We start from the raw sequence: 20,820 nt of genomic DNA on the forward strand, positions 1-20,820 counted from the left end.
ATGCCTATCGCCATGGGCTCCACGGTGCTCAGAAAGGAGTGCGTTTGTTGTTGAGATAATGTTGCCTCGCCGAGCCGTTAAGCGCTAAACGGAGATTTGGACTGATCATTCCCAATAGTCTACGACGGTTGTTATGTTTTGTATTTATTTTTAACCTCAAAGCATGAGGTCAACATTAATGGCACAGAAATGCCCCCATCGCGTCCGCTATCCAAGGCAAGGCGCCCCAAAAAAAGCATTGCTGCTCTGTAAGGTAATCGGTTCAGTTACCACGAAAGCCGGTCATCAGCCCAGAAATATTCTATGCATACCCACTCCGGATGTTTGCATCGCCAACCACACTGACTAACACTGAGTGCTCAGCACTTGAGACAGCGACTGGTGAGGCTTACCTCATGTATAGCTTTATTGGTGTTTAACGGCTTCCAATGCTGATGCATCCATAGATTGCACGCAGGAAGGTTGAATATAAGAGGATGGCCCAGGGAGCGCCATGCTGCTGCGGCCCCCCCAACACTGCCTGCTCCTAATCGACAGGGTGATGACGATGGACTGGCGCTCATTGCCAGTGAACTGAACGAGCTGCTCATGGGCATCTTCAGCAACGCAATCAACAACTAAGGAGCATTCGAATGAAAGCACTAACGCTGCTATTCCTGCGCATCTCACTATCGGGTTTGATGCTATTCTGGGGCGCCAACAAGCTGCTCAACACCGAAGGTAGCGCGGCAATCAGCGAGAAATACTACCTGTCGTTCATGTCCGCAGAGGTGCTTCTGTACCTTTTCGGCGTGTTACAGATCGTGATCGGTTTATTGGTTCTGGTGGGGCTGATGCGCCGCTGGGTACTTCCCGTACAGGTGGCGATTAACGGGGCCTCTCTTGTTGCCGTTTTCCCCTCAATCATTGACCCGCTCGGCTGGTACCTGGAGGGCACCAACGTGCTCTTCTACCCTTCGCTGATTATCTTTGCGGGTAGTCTGCTATTAATCGCATTTCAGCGGGAAGACTCTTTTTCGATTGATGCTTCAAGCGTTAAGAAACCAAAAACATGGAAGGCTCGCCAGATGTGTCCACGCGACCCACACCCAAATTAAGCATTTATGTGGTACACCTTCATGACAAGGCAGCGTCATGAAGGTGTTATACTCAGTTTTAGCCGCTAAGAGGCATCAAACAATTAGCAACAGCTTTAAGTTGAAGGCGTCTGCGTTATCATTTGATAAATATCCATGCTTGCTGCTTCCGCTTCACCCTCCTTCGGTGCTTGAGTAAGTGCAGATAACGCGACTATTTGATCATCAGGCTGGTCGAATAGCGCCTTCAAACGGTTATCATCCAGCCCTGCAAGACTCTCCTCAGACGCCGACAACTCCAAACGCAGCCTCGCTTTCAGCTCGTCAGCGCCTACCTTATCGCTATCAACTGTTTTAAAGACCTGCACATAGGCATCGCCCTCTTCACTAACGCCCACTTTAACGGGCTGGTCGATAATATTGACCTGCGTACCACTGGGCACGTTATCAAATATGGAGGCAATATCCTCTGGATACATGCGTATGCAGCCCCGGCTAGCGCGCATGCCAATACCATCGGGCTGATTGGTGCCATGAATTAAGTAGCCAGGAATATCCAATAAAATCGCATGCTCACCTAACGGATTGTCAGGGCCGGGAGGCACCACCGCCGGTGCAGGGTCTCCCCGCTCAGCGGCTTCCTGGCGCATAGAGCGTGGCGGGTACCATGCTGGATTCTCTAAACGAATCGTTGTTTTGGTAATACCCAGCGGTGTGTTGAAGCCTTCACGGCCAATCCCAATGGGGTAGGTTTCAACCCGTGGCGTTTCACCGGGCTTGATCTCCGGGTAGTAATATAGCCTCAGCTCAGCGACGTTAATCACAATCCCCTTACGCGCTTCGTTAGGCAAAATATGGCGCCGTGGAATGGTAACGGCCGTTCCCTTACCTGGCACCCACACACTGACCTCAGGGTTCGCAGACAGAATCTCTTCGTAGCCCACCTTGTGCACACGAGCGATATCAATAAGCGTATCTTCTTGGCTAGCTATCACCTGGTAATCTTGACCGATCATATTGCTCTTTTCAGGGATAGAGTAATGGTTGTTGTCAGGCACCTCCTGCTCATCGCCATAAACCAATAAAGGCCATACTGACGAGCTAACAGCGGCCATACTGCAGACAGCGAGAACGCTCTTTTTTAAAAACATACGGCGTGTACTGGTGGGGTTCATTAAATTCATTATTAGGCTCCTTTAACGCTAGTAACAGGCTGGGAACGTGACCACAGGATCAAGGCAGCGCCACCTAATAACATGGGCAGTGTCAGCAAATGACCCATGGTGACCCAATCAAAGGCGATGAACCCAATATGGGCATCGGGCAGTCGCACGAACTCCACCGCGAAGCGGAATACGCCATAGCCGAATAGAAAAGCCCCGGATAGCAACCCCCGTTGACGAGGGCGGCATGATAACCAGAAGAGCACAACAAATAGCACCACCCCCTCCAGTAGCATCTCGTATAGCGCAGAGGGATGGCGTGGCTCAGGTCCTACCTGCGGAAAAATCAGGGCCCACGGCACATCCGTCACACGGCCAGGAAGCTCTTGATTAATAAAGTTGCCCAACCGCCCAGCGCCTAAGCCAATGGGCACGAGAGGCGCAATGAAGTCAGCGATATCGATAAACGCGAGTCGCTTTTTGCGTGCAAAAAAAAGTGCTGCAGCTATCACGCCAACGAGGCCACCATGAAAGCTCATACCGCCATCCCAGACCTGCAACACCCACAGCGGGTCACTTAACCACTGCTCCATGCCATAGAAAAGGGCGTAGCCCAACCGACCGCCAACAATCACGCCGACAGCGCTATAAAACATCAGGTCACTGATATCATCTTTACTGAGGCCTAGGTAGTCTGCACGCCAGCGCCCCAGCCCCCACGCAGACAAGAAGCCCACCACATACATTAATCCGTACCAATGAATCACCAGTGGCCCAAGTGCCACGGCAACGGGATCAATCGCCGGATAGTCCATTGCTTTCTCCGTTTTTCTAACAGGCATACCTTGGTTTCACGGGATATCCCCATGAACGCTAAGCGGTATGAAAGAGCGTTTAAGGTGCTAGAAAGACAAGAAAAAGCGGGGAGGTTTTTCTAATTGCTCAGGAAGGGATTGCGGGTAAGGCACCTTCATCAACCCTTGTGGGGAAGGCGTTAGAACAGGGCCTGACATCGCGCAGGCACTCGCAGGTGCAAAGGGAGAACAAGAGGCATCGGTATGCTCGGCGGCTTGCTCTAACGCAGAGGGAGATAGGCAATGAGCGTCAGCAACACTAGACACTGACACAGGCGTATCGACTAAGCAGCTTCCTTTAGCGATGCTGCTCACACTGGCGCCTGACAGCATGACGATGACCACCATCATCATGGCAGCCAGTTGCTTAGTAAGTCCGTTACGCATTTTCGCCATGTCAGTCAATCTTCTATGTCTACCTATCAGTGTCTTTTAACCGTGCGAACAAACGCCGGCGAGTGTTTTTACCACAAAAAGAACACTCAGTCCAAAAGGCGACTTTCATTCATCAGCGGAAAGTCGCCCAACTTCCCTTTCTGATCAAGCACTATCGATTGCAGTGCCCGTCTGCCTCGCCTGCGAAGCGTTGCTGTGCGTGAACGACATAAGCCGCCAAGGCCGCTAGCTCATCAGAATCCCAAGGGAGTGGGTCTGCTGCCATAGGCGCTACCATACAAAGTTGAATCATTTCATCTGCATGAACGGTCTCCATACCAAACATATTGGTGCCCATGGCGACTGGATGAGGGAAAGGCTGGTTGAACGTTGACTGATAGCCTTGTTGGCCGTCACCGCCGTGACAGCTAGCACAGGAAAGCCCATTAGTACTGAGCGATGTGTCGTTGAACAACGCTGCACCACGCTCAATCAATGACTTAGGATTCTCACCGTTTTCATCGTAGCCAGGCACATAACCTTCGGGTCGCGATACTAATTGGGTGCGCTCATTGGGCTGAACACCTCCCGCTGACGCACCCTCCGCGCCTCCTTCCGGTTCACCTTCGGCCTCTGCTTCACTCTCACCTTCTGCCTCACCCTCAGCGTTAGCTTCACCTTCAGGTTGTGCCTCAGCCTCTGCGTGATGACTTGCCAGCAAGAGTCCACTCGAAGCCGATTGATCGTTAGCAACTACGCTTTGCTCATTGGCCGTAGCGCTTAAAGCGACGCCGCCGACTACAAGTACTAACAGGGGGGCGGTGTAACGCACATGGTGACGAAGCCTATGCAGCAAATCACTACGTTTTTGTTTAGTTAGTGTCATGAGGTTCACCTTAGTAGCTAAAGGTTTTTATTTGCCGTTTCGCTATATGAGTGAACGTCCTCACATTTTCCTTACGCTTCTTTTTGCTTTTTTTAGCATTCTTATTGCCAATTATGAACCGACTGTTCCATAATCATTTAGGCGAGTTAACAACTCAGCGTAGCCGATCTTTTTTTAATCAGAAGGAGTTTGAAATGACTGATTTTCCATTACATATCGCTGAGAGTGCACCTAAAGAGGCTCAAGCAAACCTTCAGGCCGCTGAAAAAAAGATGGGCTTCCTGCCTAATATCTTTGCCAAGATGGCGGAAGCACCAGCGCTGCTCGAAGCCTATCTAACGCTTGACGGTATTTATGCCAAAACCAGCCTAAGCCCTGTGGAACAGCAGACAGCATTGCTCGCCATTAGCGCTGATAACCACTGCGAATTCTGCGTAGCAGCCCATACCGGTGGGATAAAGAAAGCCGGTGCCGATGACGAAGTCATCAAGGATTTACGTGCTCGAAACACACCTAATGATGCCAAACTAGCTGCAGTGACTCGCTTTGCCCGCCATTTGAACGCCCAGCGCGGTTGGGCTGAGCAAACCGAGTTAGATGCATTTCTTGAGGCAGGTTTCACTCAGCAACAGGTGCTTGAGCTGGTTATCGCTTGCGCCCTTAAAACCCTTTCCAACTACACCAACCATGTGGCAAGCACACCGCTCAATGAAGAGCTCAAGCCTTTAGCTTGGGAAGCGCCTGCGTCATAAAACCTATTAACCTGTGGCCGTCGTTGCGGTCATGGGCTCATTTTTATATTAGGAGAAAATGATGATCGACGTTATGATCGCTTACCCCGATTCTGGCACCCTCAAATTTGATGATGCCTATTACCTTGAAACCCATGCTGCATTGGTCAATGACTTATTAAGCGAGCATGGATTACGCTATCTCCGCGTACACCGTCGTCTCGACCCTCAATCCCCCTACCATTTGGTCGCGCACCTAGGATTTGACTCGGCCAAATGCTTCGAGTCTGCGTTTGCCGCTGTTGGTGACCAGTTACTTGCCGATATTGCCAATTTCACCAATGCCGAACCCTTGTTGCAGGTGAACGAAGTTATTGATACGCCCAACTAGGCCGGCATGTAATGATGAATGGTGATTATTATGAACTCAATTTGCCCATGAGGACGCTGCCGTGACGACCGACATGGAATCGATTGAAGACCACATTGCTGCCATGCGGCCCAAGCTTGTCGCCTTCGCACGCTTACAGTTACGAGACAGCGCCGCTGCTGAAGATACAGTGCAGGATACTTTGATCGTCGCATTAGAGAAGCACCAATCCTTCTCGGGACGTTCGGCTTTTGAAACCTGGGTATTTGGTATTTTAAAAAATAAAATTCTTGAGCGATTTCGTTATGAACGTCGCTACCTCTCTTGGCAAGATGATGAGCTGAGCGATGAAGACTCGTTTGAAAACCTATTTAAAGAAAATGGGCGTTGGCAAGCCGCCAGCAAACCCACCCCTTGGGGTGAACCAGACCAAGTACTCGAAAACGCAGCGTTTTGGCGTTTACTCGACACCTGCTTGATGGTACTGCCTGAGAATATTGCCCAGGTATTCACTATGCGTGAGTTAATGGGGCTGACCACCCAGGAGATTTGTGAAGCATTAACGCTTAGCGATGCAAACTGTTGGGTAATATTGCACCGTGCACGCTTACGGCTGCGTGATTGTATTGAAAAAGGCTGGTTAACCTAATGAACAAACAGCGAAAAACACCCTCTTCCCGTCAAAAGAAAGCATCTAGTAAACCACCTAAAAAAATAACAGCCCTGGTTAAGAAATCACTCATTGCACTGGCGTTTCTAGCCGTTCCGGCGGCCTGGTTAATCGCTAACGAACACACCGCACGGGCAGAATCGGATCTTAGCGTTATTGGCAGCGGCACGCCGGTAGCGGTTCAAGTTCATGATCATAGCTGTCCTCTTTGTCAGCGTTTAAAGGCCAATGCTGAAACAGCACTCGCTGAAATGGAAGCTCCACCGGCTTGGCGCATTGCGGATATCAACACTACAAAAGGGGCTGAATTCGCCAGTCAGCAAGGTGTCGGCCATGTCACGATATTGCTATTTGACGCTCAAGGACAACGCCAAGAAACCATACAGGGGGTCACGGGTGTTAACGCGCTACGGGATTCATTTGAGCAGCTTAACTCATTGAGCCGCTAGGTTTTTTTGAAGATCTGTATTACAAATTGTGTCAACGCCTCCATTTGTAAGGAATTTAGTTTCAAAGGCACTGAACGTTAGGCGATGACTAAACGCCGACCAATACTCTTGAGAGGGGTTACGCTATGATGATGTGCCGCGAAGCAACGCGTTTAATGTCACTCAAACAGGATAGAGCACTCACCTTTCGTGAAAGCACTGCCTTGCGATTTCATCTTTCAATGTGCGGGGCTTGCCGCACCTGCGCCCGCCAGTTCTATCTTCTGCACCAACTTGGCAAACACCACCCCTCCCTTCCACATACATCCAAAAATAAAGATGACTGACATGAGCCGAACTAAGCGTACCAGTGTCGCCTTGATAAGAGGCGCTAGCTTATGTAGCGCACTATTTCTCGTAAATACGGCGCTCGCCCAGGAAATTCACTTCACTCCTAACCAAATCATGACATGGCCCACTCGAAGCTTTGAAGGCGATACACGGTACACTATCGTTGAGAAGTCAGGACGTCGTGTGCTAGAAGCACAATCCCAAGGTCAAGCGTCTGCCCGCTACCTTGAACGTGAAATTGATCTTAATGAAACGCCCTATCTGCATTGGTGCTGGAAAGTAAGCAACACTTATCCGGGGTTGGATGAAACCACTAAAACTGGCGATGATTATCCTGCTCGCGTTTATGTGGCCCATAAAACAGGGCTTCTTCCATGGCAGGTGGAGTCTGTAAACTATGTATGGGCTTCTACCCAGCCACAGGGTGCTATCTGGCCTAATGCGTTTACTCATCGGGCGAATTTAATGGCGTTACAAAGTGGAGAACATCGTGTTGGCGACTGGATAGCTGAAGTGCGTGATGTACGTGCTGACTTCGCTGCACTCTTTGGAAGTAACCCTAGCTATATCGATGGTGTTGCTTTAATGAGCGATGGTGATAATGCAGGTGTTAATGCAACCGCTTGGTTTACCCACTTAGGTTTTTCAAACACTAAAAGCAAACCAACGTGCCCGCAGTAAATGTATAGACTTGCCTTAGATATTCACACCATTTACATATCAAAATAATGGCATCCTAAGACTTTTTCATAGGACTTTTGTTTATACACGTAGATTAAAAATCTGGGCTATTAATTAATAGCCCAATTATCGTTAACATGCATTAATACTAACGAGCATTAGCGCTTCCTTGGCCTACCAAATCACTTGGTAAAAAGTTAGTCTCCTTATCGCCAACAGAGGCATGAAGCAAATACTCACAATGCCACTAGGATCGCCGGAGTGGCTGGCGGCGCGGCTAGGACGAGTGACCATGTCAGAGTTCAAGGCGTTGCTGGTGAATGGCAAAAGCTCCGGTGGATTGGGTACTGGTGCCATCACCTACATGCACCTGTTGATCGGCGAACGCATGAGCGACGAGCTGGCGAAGCAATTTCAAGGCAATACTCATACCAAGCGAAGCCATGAGCTAGAAAGCATCGCCCAATTGCTGTATCGCTATATGACCGGCACGCCTCAGTCAGGTGTATGGGCATTATCCTCAACCACAATGTGGGCTAATCGCCCGATAGCTTTGTAGATGCTAAGGGCCTGTTGGAAATCAAATTCAAACTGTCCAAGTTTCAAATAGAAGTGCTGCTTGGTAGCGACATCCTCGGAGATGAATTTAAAAATTAAAAATAATAAAAAAAAGCCACCATTTGGTGACGTTAAAAGCTACACACTTTTAGATGGTTAAAACATCAGTTTAACACCAGCAACGACCCCAGTATCTTCCGTGTTGTCCCCACGGGCACGGGATAGATCCGCTGTATCACCGTACTCTTTCTCCCAATAAGCACCGATGTAGGGGGCGAAGCGGCGGGTGACTTCATAGCCTAGCCGCAGGCCAGCACGAACCGAGTTAAGCCCTTCGCCCACGCCAAACTCTTCCACTTCACTGGCGGCCACGGCGATTTCGGTGCGCGGCTGTAGGTAGAGCCGCTGTGTGAGTCGCAGATCGTATTCACCCTCAAAACTGGCAGCCACGTCGCCATCTTCACTCACTTGCATGGCAACGTCAGTCTCAATGCCATAGGGCATCACACCTTGTAGGCCCACTACGCCATAGGTTCGCTCAGCGTGGTCATCGGAAAAGACGCCACCCTGGTAACCCACGCCGCCCTGTAACTCCCAAAAATCAGCCACTAGGCGACTGTAGAGTAGTTCCAGGGATTCAAACTCAGCATCTTCGCCATCGCCCTGGACATTTTCGCCCTCTGACTTCAGGTAAACACGGTTGATATCACCGCCATACCAGCCTTGAAAGTCCCATGCCACGGCGTCTTGGCCTTTGTCGGGAACGGTGTATTCAAGCCGGTCGAACAGCCCCATGCCCATGTTGTGTTCCATCGTGGGAGCTGGCCAGTGGTCCGGAGCCGCATAGCCATCTTCGGCAAAAGCGGTAGGGGCTGCGGCCATGCCGAGGGCGGCGCTGGCGAGGGTTAAGTAGTGCTTGGTATTCATACTGCCTCCTTAAGAAACCTGAACAACGCGGAACATGCCGGCATCCATGTGATAGAGAAGGTGGCAGTGGAACGCCCAGCTGCCCTCGGCGTCAGCGGTGATCAGCGCAGACACGCGTTCGCCGGGCTTCACATTCAGGGTGTGTTTGCGCGGAATCAATTCACCCTGGCCGTTTTCCAGCTCCATCCACATGCCGTGGAGGTGAATAGGGTGTTCCATCATTGTGTCATTGACGAGGATAAGACGCAGCCGCTCATCTTTCACAAAATGAATAGGGCCGGTCACTTCGCTAAACTTCTTGCCGTCGAATGACCACATGTAACGTTCCATGTTGCCGGTCAGGTGCAGCTCAAGCTCACGGCCTGGTTCGCGGCGATCGGGCCATGGCGTGAAGGCTTTTAAATCGCGGTAGACTAAAACACGACGTTCATCAGGGTCGATGCCGATGCCCGCCTGGTCGTATCGAGAGCCGGGCTGGGCTTCACCGGCAACGAGCAAGCCATTTTCGCCGATTTTCGCCTGTTCACCCGCCATGCCACCCATATTAGAGTGATCCATGCCTTGCATGTTGGACATGCTGGAGTGGTCCATCCCCGCCATGCTGGAATGATCCATGTCCATATTCGACATGTTTGAGCGATCCATTTCCGACATGTTGGAATGATCCATACCTTCCATATTCGACATGCCGGAGTGGTCCATCCCCGCCATATTTGACATGCCAGAATGATCCATCCCGCCCATACCGTGGGCACCCATGGCTTCCATACCGCGGTCGGCAATTTGACGGCGTTCAGGAATCTCCGCCTGCATGCCTTCACGTGGGGCTAGCGTGGCGCGAGCATAGCCGCTGCGATCCATGGATTCGGCGAAGATGGTGTATGCTCGGTCGTCTTCAGGTGAAACAAGCACATCGTAGGTTTCCGCCACGCCAATACGGAATTCATCAACGGGAACGGGTTGCACCGGCTGGCCATCAGCGGCTACCACGGTCATCTTCAGGCCGGGTATGCGAACATCAAAGAAAGACATGGCTGAGCCGTTAATAACGCGTAGCCGTATCCGCTCTCCTGCCTTGAACAGTGCGTTCCAGTTTTCCTGGGGGGAGTGGCCGTTGAGCAGGTAGGTATAAGTGCTGCCGGTGACATCGGCGATATCCCGCGAGCTCATACGCATTTGGGCCCACATGCCGCGCATTTCAGCGGTTTGTGAGAAACCTTTTTCGCGTACATCGGCGAAAAAATCAGCAATCGTGCGTTCTTGGAAGTTGTAATAGCCTTCCATAGTTTTCAGATTACGGAACACCGACATGGGGTCTTCAAAGGTCCAGTCGGTGAGCAGTAACACATGCTCACGGTCGTAACGGATAGGCTCGCGCTCGGCGGCGTCGATAATCAGCGGCCCGGCATGGCCTAACTGTTCCTGCATACCGGAGTGGCTGTGGTACCAATAGGTGCCGTTTTGGCGTACGGGGAAGCGGTAGGTAAAGGTTTCACCAGGGGCGATACCGGCAAAGCTAACCCCAGGTACACCATCCATTTCCGGCGGTAGGATGAGGCCATGCCAATGGATAGAAGTAGGTTCATCAAGCAGGTTAGTGACGCGAAGCACCGCGTCCTGCCCTTCTTGTAAGCGAATCATCGGGCCTGGACTGGTGCCATTGATGGTAATGGGGGTCGCCTCCTGACCATCAATCGGGTGTGATTCGCGACGGATGGCCAGTGATACTTCGGGGCCTTCTTCAACGCCCTGCGCGTAGACATTGCTGCGGCCCCAGGGGTTTGCCCAGGCGGGGGTTAATCCCATTGCCGCAGCGGAACCTAACCCTAAGGCTGCCCCGCCTTTTAGGACCTGCCGACGAGAAAGCGGGTGAGAAATGATGCTTGAGCGTGCCATGTGTAACTCCCATCAATGATGAATGGCACCATCTTGATGGAAGAAGCTGAATCAAAGCTGAATAGTGATTAATTAGTCACTTCAACCGCTAGAGGCAATGTAACCGTAACGCGCAGTCCACCCAGTGAACTACGCTCAAAACGCGAGTGCCCTGAGTAGCGGGCAATTAACTGCGCAAGAATCGACAGGCCTAAGCCGTAGCCGGGACGGCGTTCATCCAGTCGTGTGCCACGCTCTCCCAAGCGCGAAAGATCCTTTTCTGCAACGCCGAGGCCATCATCATCAATGGTGAGCGTGAGTGTGGTACCGGAGACGACAATATCGCAATTAACGCACCTATTCGACCATTTACCAGCGTTATCGAGCACGATGCCTAATATTTCAGAAAAGTCGTGAGCCTCAATAGGCACTTGGTCTTTCTCGCCTGCCGAGTGGGTGAGGTTGAAGATACGCTCAGGGTAAAGGCTGCGGAACATCTCTATGAGCCGTGAACTATCACGCCTGACGTTGGCCATTCGCCCCGCGTTAGGGCCTGCAATACGCGAACGACGCAGCTCCGCATCTAACTGAGCGTTAATATCTTCAATACGGCTGAGCAGTTTATGCCGTCGGTTTTCATCAATAGGCCGGTTGCCGCGTAGTACTTGGGTAACCGCTGCCAACGGGGTTTTTAAGGCATGGGAAAGATTGGCGACTGATTCCCGCGAGCGTTGTAAACGAAGATCTATATCATCCATAAACCAGTTCAATTGGTCGACTAACTCATCTAACTCAGAAGGAGCTACTAATGACAAGCGATCACGTTTACCTGACCGCAAGGCTTCAAGCTGTTGACGCAGTTGCCAAAGTGGCGTGAGGCCGCGGTTAACTGCCAGCATATTGAGTATGATGAGCATTCCTAAAAGCACGGCGGCAATTCCACCGACCCACCAATGCAAGGTAGCAAGTCCTGCTTCTACCTGAGAAAAATCCTCACCCACCAGTAATACGCCGTTAGAACCCTGCCACTCAAAATGGCGGCGGTAGACGAGCATGTGCTGATCGTTATGTTTAACGTCCACAAGAGCATCGCCGTTCTCTTCCAGCAGAGGCGCCAGCTGTTGCTGCCATTGCGGGTCGGAAGCGCTGACCGAACCGTTAAAGCGGAGTACGTAGAGATGATGAAAGACTTGATAGCCTTGGCTAACCGAGTCTAGCGCAGTCGGGACAGCCGATTGATCCTGCTCTAGCTGTGCGACCGCATGATTGGCTTCGCGCTGAAGACGCTCACCCAAAAAATCCCGAGCAAGATTCTGTAACAATATGCCATGCAGTAGCCAGGTCGTCACCACCACAAATAGCGCCACGCCACCTAGCCAGGCGAGTAGTCGAAAACGTAAACTGCGCCGATCAATGTGAAGCAAAGAAATACCCCTGGCCGCGCCGCGTTTGAATCACCGATTTGCCGAGATAACGGCGCAGACGAGCGACATAGACTTCGACCAAGTTGGGAGCGGCGGCATCCTGCTCCAATGCGTAGAGCTGCTCTAGTAACTGCTCTTTCGAGTGAATGCGGTCTGGATGAAGCATTAAGTAGCGCAGTAACCGAAACTCCGTTGCCGTTAGCGAACGCCACGTTTCCCCTTCTAAGCACACTCGTTGACTCGCTTCATCCAACGAGACGCCGTTTAGCGCAATCACCTGCGATAATTGACCAGACTGCCTACGCAGCAAGGCCTTCAGCCGGGCCATCAGTTCGGCTTCGTGGAAGGGCTTGGTGAGATAGTCATCGGCCCCTGTTTCCAGGCCGACAACTTTATCCTCCCAGGTATCGCGGGCCGTCAGGATCAAAATAGGCGTGTCGCGTTTTTGCCTGCGCCACTGGGCGAGCAAATCCAGCCCCGACCCATCTGGCAAACCGACATCTAAGATCGCCAGCTCGTAATGCTCGGTTGCCATAAGCGACTTGGCCGCTTTTAATGAAGCGGCCAAATCAACCAGGTAACCGTTGTCTTTGAGACTTTCTGCCAAGCTTTCCGCTAGCAAATCATCATCTTCGAGTAGCAACAGTTTCATGGATATAGGTCAGATTAGAGAGAAAAATTGCCGTACATGCCGGATTCGTAATGGCCGGGAATGTTACATGCATACTCTAGCTCGTTAACATTATCAGGGACACTCCATAATAGAGTCCCGGTCTCGCCAGGCGCAATGGTGACGCCTGCCATGCTCATATTGGCCATATCGTGACCATCGCCGTTTGACATATTGGACATATCGTGGCCATCACCGTGTGCCATATTCGACATGTCATGGCCTCCGCCATTGGCCATGTTTAGCATCATCTGGCGATGTTCTTCTTGGGCTTCTTTGCTACCAATCACAAATTCGTGTTCTAGATTGCCGGTGTTAGTAATTTCAAATTTAACCACCTCCCCTGCCGCCATTTCTAGCGCTTCAGGGTCGAACCACATATCGCCAGCTTCAAGGCTGATCGTGCGGTCAACGTCAGCCTCGATTAGGCCATTGTCACCACTGCCTTGGCCGGGCGAAGCCCATGCCGCACTCGTTATCAAGCTTAGTGAAAGGGCAAACAAAGATGTTGTTAAGGAGATTTTGCGCATGGTCATTTACCTCAGAGGTTATTGTCACTTGTTCTTTATACGGTGTTAACCTGAAACGAGCCTGAACCTAACGTAAAAATATGACCTGCTGCACAAAAGCATTGCTAACATGATGATGGATCCTGACCCCCTGATTAGAGTCAACGCTGCAGCAATGACTTTTCGTCTTTTTGGTGCAATGCCTATGGCAGCCTCCGCCTATACCTCAGCGTAAGGCCCATAAGAAGGCGACCGTTAATTTCGAGCTCTGGAACGGCTCAACAAGGTGGTTGCCCTATTAGTCACCCATTCGGTGATGACACTCTTGTCAGCACTGCCGTGATCAACAAGATAACCGCGACCAGCACCATCTCCAGTGCAATACTTCTCTGTAACCGTCGTGGGGCTGTTGCGTCGCCGCTCTCAAAGGCCGGAACAAGCCGCCACTTGTTCGCGGCAGCAAATAACAGTAGTACCGCCACAATCAACACCTTGCCGATCAAGAACTGTCCATATGCCGTGGTGAGCAGTGGCGTGAGACCGCCTGTTAGTAGCGTGGCCAACGTAACACCCGCCAGTACCAACAAGCCAACTACGCCCATCGCGAGTTTTCCGAAACGGGTCAGAATGCGGGCGGTATTGTCCTGGTTGTGACCCCGTCCCACTAAATGGAATAGCGGCCACAGCGAGGCCACCCAAAATGCTGCCGCCATCAGGTGAACGATCAGCAAGCCAGCCAGAATGAGGCGTGGGGTGTTTACTGTATGCCCCACCTGTACGAATGCCAGCATCACCAATAACACGCCTATTAGGCTCAAGCTGTTGGCTGTTTTCGAGAGCGCTAAGTTATTAAGCTGAATCGCCTGGACTAGCAGCAAACCAGCTACCGCCAGTATTAGTCGGCCCCCGGACGCGCCATCGAACACGATCCCGAGCAACATTGGGTTGGTTGCAGCCGCTATATTGCCGCCCCCAAGGTAACCAGCTTCTAAAGACCACTGGAACAGAATCAGGGTGACCACCGCCCAGGCAGCAAGGACACCCATGCGGACGACGCCTCTCCGGTCTTGATCAGGGAGTTGGGGAAACGCTAGACGAAACAACACGGCCCCCGTCGCGACTAGGGCGTTAAGGTAAATCCCGGCCGCCACGAGAATCATCGCGACGGTCCAGACATCGAGGCTATTTACGGAGAACCACCATGCCACGGGTCAGGGGTCGACCGAGAAGTTAAAACCGTCGGACATCATGTGCCCGTCATCCGATAGGCCGCGCCAACTCACCTGGTACTCCCCAGCCGAAAGAATGTCACTGGGCTTTACGAAGTAGCGTTCGACCTGATCACCTTCTGGCTGACCACCAAGAGGAACGGGGCCGTCCGGGCCTGTCACTTCAAACTGGGTAATGCGCATCATGCCATTAAACTCGATGCCAATCTCTGCTGGGGAATCCTGAATGGTGACGTTATCCTTAGGCGAAGTGCTTGTACCCCCTTCATGTGCCAGCACTGGGATTGCGAGCGACAGCAACAGCGTTGCTAAGGTAGCGTGAATGATAGGGAGCGAAGTCGTCTTCTTTTGCATACCGAATCGCCCCAGGTTTACCGGAGACTCCATGTCTTAAGATGATGGGGTCATGGGGGTCATGAACTCACCAAAACGATATTGCCCGGAAATCCGGGAGCGGGCTTTTCGATTAGTCATTAAAAAGCAAGGCGGATAGCCGTCCAAGTGGGCGGCGATCTGCTCCATTGTCAGCAAGTAGGGCTGTACACCAGAGACCCTGAGAGCATGATAAAAACCTAGAGAAGGCTCGTAGGAAGACACCTTAGTTAACCTTTCAGAACGTGAACGATTCAAGCAGCCAGAGCGTGAAAATACCGAATTGAATCGCGCTAATGAAATTTTCAGTCAGGCAGCTGCATTTTTCGCTCAGTCGGAGCCCGAACGTAAACTCAATTGATGGTGTCGTCCATTGACGAGCATCGTGCTCAGCACAGGGTCGAGTTGAAGTATAGCCAGCTACCGGCGTATTACCGCTACAAGGCACTTGAGGCAAATCCTGAACGGGGGCCAGATCAATATTGGAAGGATGCTTTTCTTACGGCTGAGATTTAGCGGGTATAGGGGGGAAACTTCTGCGTTTAAGGTGCTCGTAAGATCTGGCGGCAACTCCGCCGTGGGTGCGTTAATGTTGTTCGTTGCACCGTAGAACGACTCATGCGCCGCCTGGGATTCGCGGCGTGGTGCGAGGCCAACGCCCTTCCACGACCCTCAGCGACCCCTCCCAGAAAAGGGCACCTGATCTAATGAAGTGTGATTTTACAGCCATGCGTCCTAACTAGCTTTGGATGTCCGATTTTATCTATGTCGCTACCTGAGCTGGCTTCTTCTACGCCGCATTTGTTATCGATGTTTATGCATGCTGTATCGCGGCGACGTCGATGAAATGTGACTGATCCTGGACGCCTTAGAGCAAGCTTTTGGGGCACGAAAACACAGATAAGAGTTGATCCACTATTAGTGATAACGTCAGCCAGTATGCTTCAGACAACTTCCAGCAGCTCATGATGCAACATGGCTATCGTTGCACCATGAGTCGTAAAGGAGACTGCTAGGACAATGCCCCGTCAGAAAGTTTCTCCCATAAGCTAAAGACGGAGCAGGTTCACCATTAAGACTTAAAAATACAATAAGAATCAATTAAATAGCTAACCCGCATTCAGCCAAGGTGGCTCCCGGCCTATTCTTGCCACTAGAAAATCAATGTACACCCGGACCTTTGCGGTTAAGACATTGGATTTCGGGTACACCAGCCATACTGCCGGCTCCGCGTCCATCCGGTAGTCGGGAAGCACCTGAACCAGTGAACCCACCTCAAGCTCTTGATGGACGCTCCACAGCGCATGCAAAGCAACTCCTGCCCCCTCCATGGTCGCAATCTTGTAACTCAAGCCGTCATCAATGATCAGTCTGTTTTGCGAGCTGCGAAGGTTTAACTGCTCTTTTTCTCCCTTGGGACCGACCAACGCAATCGTGGCCTGGGATTTGAAGGCGACCAACTGATGAGAATGCAAATCGTCCAGGTGTTTTGGCGTTCCCCATTTCGCGAGGTACTCGGGGGAGGCACAGAATATGCGTCGATCATCGGCGAGTTTCCGTGCTTTCAGATTGCTGTCCGGCAACACGGCATCCCTCAGAGCCAGGTCAAAACTGCCCTGAATGAGGTCCAGTTCCATATCGGATAATCGCAAGTCCAGATTGATACCTGGATACATCTCCAGAAACTCTGGTACCAAAGGCACGATATATTGTTGGGCGAAGGTGCTGGATGCGGTAAATCTCAGAGTGCCAGACACATGCTCATTGCCAAACCCCATCGCGGCCATCGCCGCGTTCTCTTGGGCCAGAATTTCCTTGGCAAAAGGCAGAAACTCCGCGCCTTCAGTAGACAGCGCCACTTTACGAGTTGAACGGCGCAGCAAGTCTGCCCCAACCGCTCTTTCAAGCTTGGCCAACCTGGCGCTGGCAACGGCTGGCGGCAGCCCCAGTTCCCGTCCGGCGGCGCTAATGTTGAGTTTTTCAGCAGCCAGCACAAACAGCTTTATTCCCTCGGTGTCCATGAATTTATATCCATTTTACGAATTCTGAATACCATTATTGGTCATTTATTCCGTTTTCTCGACCCTTTAATCTGTTCTTAGTCGCTTGGACAAATCAACTGCAAGATTGGAGTTACACAATGAAAGCAATGGTCCTTAATCAGTACGGCCCTGAGGCAGCGTTTGAGCAGGTCGACATGGCTGCACCTTCGGCACAGCCCGGCCAAGTCATCGTCCGCGTTGCGGCAACGAGCATCAACACCGTCGACACCATGATTCGCCAGATGGGCAAGAATCTCCCGTTGTCCCCGGACTTGCCGGCCGTGCTTGGCATGGACTTCGCTGGCACCATTGAAACCGTTGGTGAAGGTGTGACCGGTTTCGCGCCCGGTGACGAAGTATACGGATGTGCTGGTGGCCTAGCCGATCTGCAGGGAGCGCTCGCAAAGTTGATGCCCGCCGACGCACGGCTGATTGCGCACAAACCGAAGAGTCTGACGATGCGTGAAGCCGCCGCATTGCCTCTGGTTGGTATTACTGCGTTTGAGGGCCTGCAAAGAGCTGACGTGAAGGCCGGACAGAAAGTGCTGGTGCACGGTGGTACCGGGGGTGTGGGCCATGTTGCGGTTCAGCTGGCCAAGCACTTTGGTGCCGCTGTTTATTCAACGGCCTCCGGTGAACAGGCATTCGACATCCTCAAAGGCTACGGCGCTACGCCGATTGACTACAAGACTGAAACCGTCGCGGACTATGTTGAGGCCCATACAGGAGGTGTCGGGTTCGATGTGGTTTTCGATACGGTTGGCGGCGAAAATATGACCAACAGCTTTGACGCAGCTGCCCTAAATGGCCATGTGACGACCACTGTCGCCATGGTTGAACTTGATCTGACCACCGCTCACTTCAAAGGGCTTTCGATGCATGTGGTGTTCATGTTAATTCCCATGCTGCACAACCATCATCGGGAAGCGCACGGCGACATTCTGGGGCAACTGGCGCAGATTGTGGACCAGGGTAGCGTCACGCCGCTTCTGGATGAGCAGACATTCAGCCTTTCCGAAGCGGGCAAAGCCCATGATCGTCTGACCAGTGGCCAGGCCATCGGTAAGGTTGTCGTGGAGGTTTAAATAATGCCAGCACTGAACGAGAGCACAAAGACATTTGCCCGGATCAATCGTGGCTACAATCAGGTGTTTCAGCCAAACCGGTTGAGTATTGGTCTGGTTGCTCCGCTGGAGAGTTATACCAGGGGCCCTGTGCCGACGATGGAGCGCTACCTTGAACGCGTACGATTGGCGGAGAAGGCCGGTTTTTCTGCGGTATGGTTACGAGATGTCCCGTTTAATGTGCCCTCGTTTGGTGATGCCGGCCAAGTATTCGATCCGTTCGTTTACCTCGGTTTTCTGGCCGGGCAAACCGAACGGATCGCCCTGGGTGTCGCGAGTCTGATCTTACCGCTTCGGCACCCTGCTCACGTTGCGAAGGCCGCAGCAAGTGTCGATCAACTGTCGGGTAGTCGTTTGATACTCGGAATCGCATCCGGCGACCGGCCTGATGAATACCCCGCCCTCAACGAAAACTACGAAAACCGGGGTGAGCGGTTTCGGGACAGTTTCGACTACATCCGCAGGATGGCCGATAGCGCGCCAGCGTTCGAAAACCGTTATGGCCAGACCAACGGTGAGATGGACCTGCTGCCAAAGCCAATGGCAGGAAAGATTCCTATGCTGATTACCGGAGGTAGCCAACAGGCCCCTCAATGGGGCGCTCGCCATAGTGACGGGTTGATTACGTACCCGAGGAACATCGACGATCAGGCAAACGCTGTCAGATCCTGGCGTAACGGTATTCCTAGTGAAACAGGGTATTCAAAGCCCGTGATGCAATCCCTCTATATTGACCTTCTGACAGAGCCCAATGCACCGCCGCAGCCGATTCATCTGGGCTTCAGATCGGGCATAAAGTTCCTGAAGGCTTACCTGCAATCACTGGAAGAAATCGGCGTAAACCATGTAGCGCTGAACCTACGACTCAATCAGGCGAATATTGAAGAAACGCTCCTGTACCTCGCAGAAGACCTCCTCCCTGAATTTCCGGCATAAGGACACAAACTATGATCAAGAAAATTCTGATCACCGGCGCCACGGATGGCATCGGGCTAGAAACCGCGAAGCGTCTCTATTCCGAGGGCCACACATTGCTGTTGCATGGAAGGAGCGCAGAGAAGCTGGCGGCGACAGAGCAAATGTTGGCAAACGGTACGGGCGCCGGACGGATCTACACCTATATAGCCGATCTGTCGCGTCTGGCTGAAGTAGGTCCATTGGCAGACACGATCACCAGAGAACATGACCAGTTGGACGTGATCATCAACAACGCGGGTGTCCTGCGTGCTCCTGAAAACATCACCGGGGACAGACTGGATGTGCGGTTTGCGGTCAATACGGTCGCTCCCTATTTGCTGACCAAACGCCTTTTGCCACTCACGAGGCCAACTTCACGGGTGGTTAATCTGTCATCTGCGGTACAGGCTCCGGTAGAACTTGCCGCCCTGCGCGGGGAAAAGCGCCTTCTGGATGACATGTCGGCCTACGCCCAAAGCAAGCTGGCTTTGACGATGTGGAACAATGCACTGGCTGCGTCACTTGGCAGCCAAGGGCCCGTATTTGTTGCAGTTAATCCTGGCTCGTTATTGGCATCAAAGATGGTCAAGGAAGGCTTTGGCATTGCAGGTAAAAGCCTTTCTATTGGTGTGGAAGTACTCGTGCGTGCGGCACTATCGTCGGACTTCTCCGACGCTTCCGGCAGGTATTTCGATAATGATGAGGGGAACTTTGGGGCGCCACATCCTGATGCCATGGACTCGAAAAAACGCAAGGCTGTCGTGGATGCAATCGAAGAAGTAATTACATCCCACCGAGCCTGATGAATTGACTCAGGCAACAGTGGAGACAAATTTACTTCACCTCCTAATTGCTAGTCGAAAGGTTATGTACTGTCCTCTCTTCATCACTATCGAGCCTAATTTCGTGGTTAAACTGGCATATAACTTCCGGCGGTTATCTTGGCCAAAACTGAACAATAAGTGAGGGACACGAACGTTCGCTTTTGTTTAGGCCCGGATATTTTATTTTACTCGTAGCTGTCATTTGATGGCTCTAGCAGACAGTGCCTGTAGACCGCAATAGTGGCTACGTTTTTGGTGTACGAAATACCAATCCATCAATGTGAATCAACCCTATTTTCGTAGGCACTCAATGGCCGCTTTGGGTCGCAATCTGTCTATGGCAAATACTCATAATTCTTAAGACCACAATAACGATGTATGCCATCTGTGTCATCTTTGGAATAGCAGCTTAGGTCTTTCATGCGGGTAAAGCTTTGGGAGAGGATGCTCAGTGGCAAGCCTGTAGATGCTTGCTTGGATTGAAAAACTGTCCATAGGCGCCCCAGTCGTTTCGAAGAGAGCCAATTGCAAGGTGTGGGGTAAAAACCTTCATCCAACAAAAAAGCCGCTGAAATCAGCGGCTTATTCGTAATACGTGGCGGAGGGACAGGGATTCGAACCCTGGATAGGCTATTAACCTATGCCGGTTTTCAAGACCGGTGCATTCAACCGCTCTGCCATCCCTCCGGCTTATGGGTGCGTATACTAACAGCTTTCCCTTGGA

Annotated in this window: 24 protein-coding genes and 1 tRNA gene; 12 read left to right on the forward strand and 13 right to left on the reverse strand. The window is 51.8% G+C overall.

Features of this window, described 5'->3' with window-relative positions:
• Positions 1-632 precede the first annotated feature (632 nt).
• Positions 633-1,097 (forward strand): DoxX family protein, encoded by a 465-nt coding sequence (locus tag ACUN8H_RS15490; protein ID WP_445532960.1) that lies wholly within the window; start codon positions 633-635, stop codon positions 1,095-1,097.
• Positions 1,098-1,192: 95 nt separating this feature from the next.
• Here the strand turns inward: ACUN8H_RS15490 and ACUN8H_RS15495 are convergent, their stop codons facing one another.
• The 4 genes from ACUN8H_RS15495 to ACUN8H_RS15510 all read right to left on the reverse strand — a co-directional run bounded on the left by ACUN8H_RS15495 (position 1,193) and on the right by ACUN8H_RS15510 (position 4,354).
• Positions 1,193-2,263, reverse strand: a complete 1,071-nt coding sequence (locus tag ACUN8H_RS15495; RefSeq protein WP_445533016.1) for a L,D-transpeptidase family protein — start codon at positions 2,261-2,263, stop codon at positions 1,193-1,195.
• Positions 2,263-3,054: a prolipoprotein diacylglyceryl transferase gene (gene lgt / locus ACUN8H_RS15500; RefSeq protein WP_445532961.1), complete on the reverse strand. Its 792-nt coding sequence runs from the start codon at positions 3,052-3,054 to the stop codon at positions 2,263-2,265. The genes ACUN8H_RS15495 and lgt overlap by 1 nt, the downstream gene beginning before the upstream one ends.
• Before the next feature lie 87 nt (positions 3,055-3,141).
• Positions 3,142-3,489 (reverse strand): hypothetical protein, encoded by a 348-nt coding sequence (locus tag ACUN8H_RS15505; protein WP_445532962.1) that lies wholly within the window; start codon positions 3,487-3,489, stop codon positions 3,142-3,144.
• Positions 3,490-3,640: 151 nt separating this feature from the next.
• Positions 3,641-4,354 (reverse strand): c-type cytochrome, encoded by a 714-nt coding sequence (locus ACUN8H_RS15510; RefSeq protein WP_445532963.1) that lies wholly within the window; start codon positions 4,352-4,354, stop codon positions 3,641-3,643.
• Between the two features lie 194 nt (positions 4,355-4,548).
• On the opposite strand from ACUN8H_RS15510, the gene ACUN8H_RS15515 reads away from it, so the two are divergent.
• The 7 genes from ACUN8H_RS15515 (at position 4,549) to ACUN8H_RS15545 (ending at position 8,144) form a co-directional block, all read left to right on the forward strand.
• A complete protein-coding gene (locus ACUN8H_RS15515) occupies positions 4,549-5,106 on the forward strand; it encodes a carboxymuconolactone decarboxylase family protein (protein WP_445532964.1) in 558 nt (185 codons plus the stop codon).
• Positions 5,107-5,167: 61 nt separating this feature from the next.
• A complete protein-coding gene (locus tag ACUN8H_RS15520) occupies positions 5,168-5,476 on the forward strand; it encodes an EthD family reductase (protein WP_445532965.1) in 309 nt (102 codons plus the stop codon).
• Positions 5,477-5,537: 61 nt separating this feature from the next.
• Positions 5,538-6,104 carry a sigma-70 family RNA polymerase sigma factor gene (locus ACUN8H_RS15525; protein ID WP_445532966.1) on the forward strand — a complete coding sequence of 189 codons (567 nt, stop codon included), beginning with the start codon at positions 5,538-5,540 and terminating at the stop codon, positions 6,102-6,104.
• A complete protein-coding gene (locus tag ACUN8H_RS15530) occupies positions 6,104-6,574 on the forward strand; it encodes a hypothetical protein (RefSeq protein ID WP_445532967.1) in 471 nt (156 codons plus the stop codon). The genes ACUN8H_RS15525 and ACUN8H_RS15530 overlap by 1 nt, the downstream gene beginning before the upstream one ends.
• Positions 6,575-6,729: 155 nt before the next feature.
• A complete protein-coding gene (locus tag ACUN8H_RS15535; RefSeq protein ID WP_445533017.1) occupies positions 6,730-6,900 on the forward strand; it encodes a zf-HC2 domain-containing protein in 171 nt (56 codons plus the stop codon).
• 1 nt (position 6,901) lies between these two features.
• On the forward strand, positions 6,902-7,585 hold the full coding sequence (locus tag ACUN8H_RS15540) for a DUF3047 domain-containing protein (protein WP_445532968.1): 684 nt from the start codon (positions 6,902-6,904) through the stop codon (positions 7,583-7,585).
• A gap of 241 nt (positions 7,586-7,826) precedes the next feature.
• Positions 7,827-8,144 (forward strand): hypothetical protein, encoded by a 318-nt coding sequence (locus ACUN8H_RS15545; protein ID WP_445532969.1) that lies wholly within the window; start codon positions 7,827-7,829, stop codon positions 8,142-8,144.
• 155 nt (positions 8,145-8,299) lie between these two features.
• Here the strand turns inward: ACUN8H_RS15545 and ACUN8H_RS15550 are convergent, their stop codons facing one another.
• The 7 genes from ACUN8H_RS15550 to ACUN8H_RS15580 all read right to left on the reverse strand — a co-directional run bounded on the left by ACUN8H_RS15550 (position 8,300) and on the right by ACUN8H_RS15580 (position 15,131).
• Complete coding sequence (locus ACUN8H_RS15550) at positions 8,300-9,070, reverse strand: copper resistance protein B (protein WP_445532970.1); 771 nt, start codon at positions 9,068-9,070, stop codon at positions 8,300-8,302.
• Between the two features lie 9 nt (positions 9,071-9,079).
• Positions 9,080-10,966, reverse strand: coding sequence for a copper resistance system multicopper oxidase (locus ACUN8H_RS15555; protein ID WP_445532971.1), 1,887 nt, complete (start codon positions 10,964-10,966; stop codon positions 9,080-9,082).
• A gap of 68 nt (positions 10,967-11,034) precedes the next feature.
• Positions 11,035-12,369 carry an ATP-binding protein gene (locus tag ACUN8H_RS15560; protein ID WP_445532972.1) on the reverse strand — a complete coding sequence of 445 codons (1,335 nt, stop codon included), beginning with the start codon at positions 12,367-12,369 and terminating at the stop codon, positions 11,035-11,037.
• Positions 12,356-13,021 (reverse strand): response regulator transcription factor, encoded by a 666-nt coding sequence (locus ACUN8H_RS15565; protein WP_445532973.1) that lies wholly within the window; start codon positions 13,019-13,021, stop codon positions 12,356-12,358. Before ACUN8H_RS15565 ends, ACUN8H_RS15560 begins: the two co-directional genes overlap by 14 nt.
• Positions 13,022-13,035: 14 nt before the next feature.
• Positions 13,036-13,569 carry a cupredoxin domain-containing protein gene (locus ACUN8H_RS15570; RefSeq protein ID WP_445532974.1) on the reverse strand — a complete coding sequence of 178 codons (534 nt, stop codon included), beginning with the start codon at positions 13,567-13,569 and terminating at the stop codon, positions 13,036-13,038.
• Between the two features lie 281 nt (positions 13,570-13,850).
• Positions 13,851-14,708 (reverse strand): copper resistance D family protein, encoded by an 858-nt coding sequence (locus ACUN8H_RS15575; RefSeq protein WP_445532975.1) that lies wholly within the window; start codon positions 14,706-14,708, stop codon positions 13,851-13,853.
• 51 nt (positions 14,709-14,759) lie between these two features.
• The gene (locus ACUN8H_RS15580; protein WP_445532976.1) at positions 14,760-15,131 is read right to left on the reverse strand and encodes a copper resistance CopC family protein; all 372 of its coding nucleotides are present in this window, start codon (positions 15,129-15,131) and stop codon (positions 14,760-14,762) included.
• Positions 15,132-15,707: 576 nt separating this feature from the next.
• On the opposite strand from ACUN8H_RS15580, the gene ACUN8H_RS15585 reads away from it, so the two are divergent.
• Positions 15,708-15,857, forward strand: coding sequence for a hypothetical protein (locus ACUN8H_RS15585; RefSeq protein WP_445533018.1), 150 nt, complete (start codon positions 15,708-15,710; stop codon positions 15,855-15,857).
• A gap of 401 nt (positions 15,858-16,258) precedes the next feature.
• Here the strand turns inward: ACUN8H_RS15585 and ACUN8H_RS15590 are convergent, their stop codons facing one another.
• Positions 16,259-17,170, reverse strand: coding sequence for a LysR family transcriptional regulator (locus ACUN8H_RS15590; RefSeq protein WP_445532977.1), 912 nt, complete (start codon positions 17,168-17,170; stop codon positions 16,259-16,261).
• Positions 17,171-17,289: 119 nt separating this feature from the next.
• Between ACUN8H_RS15590 and ACUN8H_RS15595 the strand changes: the two genes are divergently transcribed.
• Genes ACUN8H_RS15595 through ACUN8H_RS15605 form a run of 3 tightly spaced genes read left to right on the forward strand, consistent with a single transcriptional unit; the run spans position 17,290 to position 20,075 of the window.
• Positions 17,290-18,276: a zinc-dependent alcohol dehydrogenase family protein gene (locus tag ACUN8H_RS15595; RefSeq protein WP_445532978.1), complete on the forward strand. Its 987-nt coding sequence runs from the start codon at positions 17,290-17,292 to the stop codon at positions 18,274-18,276.
• A gap of 3 nt (positions 18,277-18,279) precedes the next feature.
• Positions 18,280-19,251 (forward strand): LLM class oxidoreductase, encoded by a 972-nt coding sequence (locus ACUN8H_RS15600; protein WP_445532979.1) that lies wholly within the window; start codon positions 18,280-18,282, stop codon positions 19,249-19,251.
• A gap of 11 nt (positions 19,252-19,262) precedes the next feature.
• On the forward strand, positions 19,263-20,075 hold the full coding sequence (locus ACUN8H_RS15605) for an SDR family NAD(P)-dependent oxidoreductase (protein ID WP_445532980.1): 813 nt from the start codon (positions 19,263-19,265) through the stop codon (positions 20,073-20,075).
• A 617-nt stretch (positions 20,076-20,692) separates the two neighbouring features.
• Here ACUN8H_RS15605 and ACUN8H_RS15610 read toward each other — a convergent pair.
• Positions 20,693-20,783 (reverse strand) — tRNA-Ser (locus ACUN8H_RS15610).
• Positions 20,784-20,820 lie beyond the last annotated feature (37 nt).

The sequence above is a fragment of the Vreelandella sp. V005 genome (assembly GCF_052645115.1).

What these genes read in the sequence shown, in the direction of transcription:
- ACUN8H_RS15490 (WP_445532960.1), top strand. Translation starts at nt 633, where the DNA reads ATGAAAGCACTAACGCTGCTATTCCTGCGCATCTCACTATCGGGTTTG.
- lgt (WP_445532961.1), bottom strand. Translation starts at nt 3,054, where the DNA reads ATGGACTATCCGGCGATTGATCCCGTTGCCGTGGCACTTGGGCCACTG.
- ACUN8H_RS15505 (WP_445532962.1), bottom strand. Translation starts at nt 3,489, where the DNA reads ATGGCGAAAATGCGTAACGGACTTACTAAGCAACTGGCTGCCATGATG.
- ACUN8H_RS15510 (WP_445532963.1), bottom strand. Translation starts at nt 4,354, where the DNA reads ATGACACTAACTAAACAAAAACGTAGTGATTTGCTGCATAGGCTTCGT.
- ACUN8H_RS15515 (WP_445532964.1), top strand. Translation starts at nt 4,549, where the DNA reads ATGACTGATTTTCCATTACATATCGCTGAGAGTGCACCTAAAGAGGCT.
- ACUN8H_RS15520 (WP_445532965.1), top strand. Translation starts at nt 5,168, where the DNA reads ATGATCGACGTTATGATCGCTTACCCCGATTCTGGCACCCTCAAATTT.
- ACUN8H_RS15530 (WP_445532967.1), top strand. Translation starts at nt 6,104, where the DNA reads ATGAACAAACAGCGAAAAACACCCTCTTCCCGTCAAAAGAAAGCATCT.
- ACUN8H_RS15535 (WP_445533017.1), top strand. Translation starts at nt 6,730, where the DNA reads ATGTCACTCAAACAGGATAGAGCACTCACCTTTCGTGAAAGCACTGCC.
- ACUN8H_RS15540 (WP_445532968.1), top strand. Translation starts at nt 6,902, where the DNA reads ATGAGCCGAACTAAGCGTACCAGTGTCGCCTTGATAAGAGGCGCTAGC.
- ACUN8H_RS15545 (WP_445532969.1), top strand. Translation starts at nt 7,827, where the DNA reads ATGCCACTAGGATCGCCGGAGTGGCTGGCGGCGCGGCTAGGACGAGTG.
- ACUN8H_RS15550 (WP_445532970.1), bottom strand. Translation starts at nt 9,070, where the DNA reads ATGAATACCAAGCACTACTTAACCCTCGCCAGCGCCGCCCTCGGCATG.
- ACUN8H_RS15555 (WP_445532971.1), bottom strand. Translation starts at nt 10,966, where the DNA reads ATGGCACGCTCAAGCATCATTTCTCACCCGCTTTCTCGTCGGCAGGTC.
- ACUN8H_RS15565 (WP_445532973.1), bottom strand. Translation starts at nt 13,021, where the DNA reads ATGAAACTGTTGCTACTCGAAGATGATGATTTGCTAGCGGAAAGCTTG.
- ACUN8H_RS15570 (WP_445532974.1), bottom strand. Translation starts at nt 13,569, where the DNA reads ATGCGCAAAATCTCCTTAACAACATCTTTGTTTGCCCTTTCACTAAGC.
- ACUN8H_RS15575 (WP_445532975.1), bottom strand. Translation starts at nt 14,708, where the DNA reads ATGATTCTCGTGGCGGCCGGGATTTACCTTAACGCCCTAGTCGCGACG.
- ACUN8H_RS15580 (WP_445532976.1), bottom strand. Translation starts at nt 15,131, where the DNA reads ATGCAAAAGAAGACGACTTCGCTCCCTATCATTCACGCTACCTTAGCA.
- ACUN8H_RS15590 (WP_445532977.1), bottom strand. Translation starts at nt 17,170, where the DNA reads ATGGACACCGAGGGAATAAAGCTGTTTGTGCTGGCTGCTGAAAAACTC.
- ACUN8H_RS15595 (WP_445532978.1), top strand. Translation starts at nt 17,290, where the DNA reads ATGAAAGCAATGGTCCTTAATCAGTACGGCCCTGAGGCAGCGTTTGAG.
- ACUN8H_RS15600 (WP_445532979.1), top strand. Translation starts at nt 18,280, where the DNA reads ATGCCAGCACTGAACGAGAGCACAAAGACATTTGCCCGGATCAATCGT.
- ACUN8H_RS15605 (WP_445532980.1), top strand. Translation starts at nt 19,263, where the DNA reads ATGATCAAGAAAATTCTGATCACCGGCGCCACGGATGGCATCGGGCTA.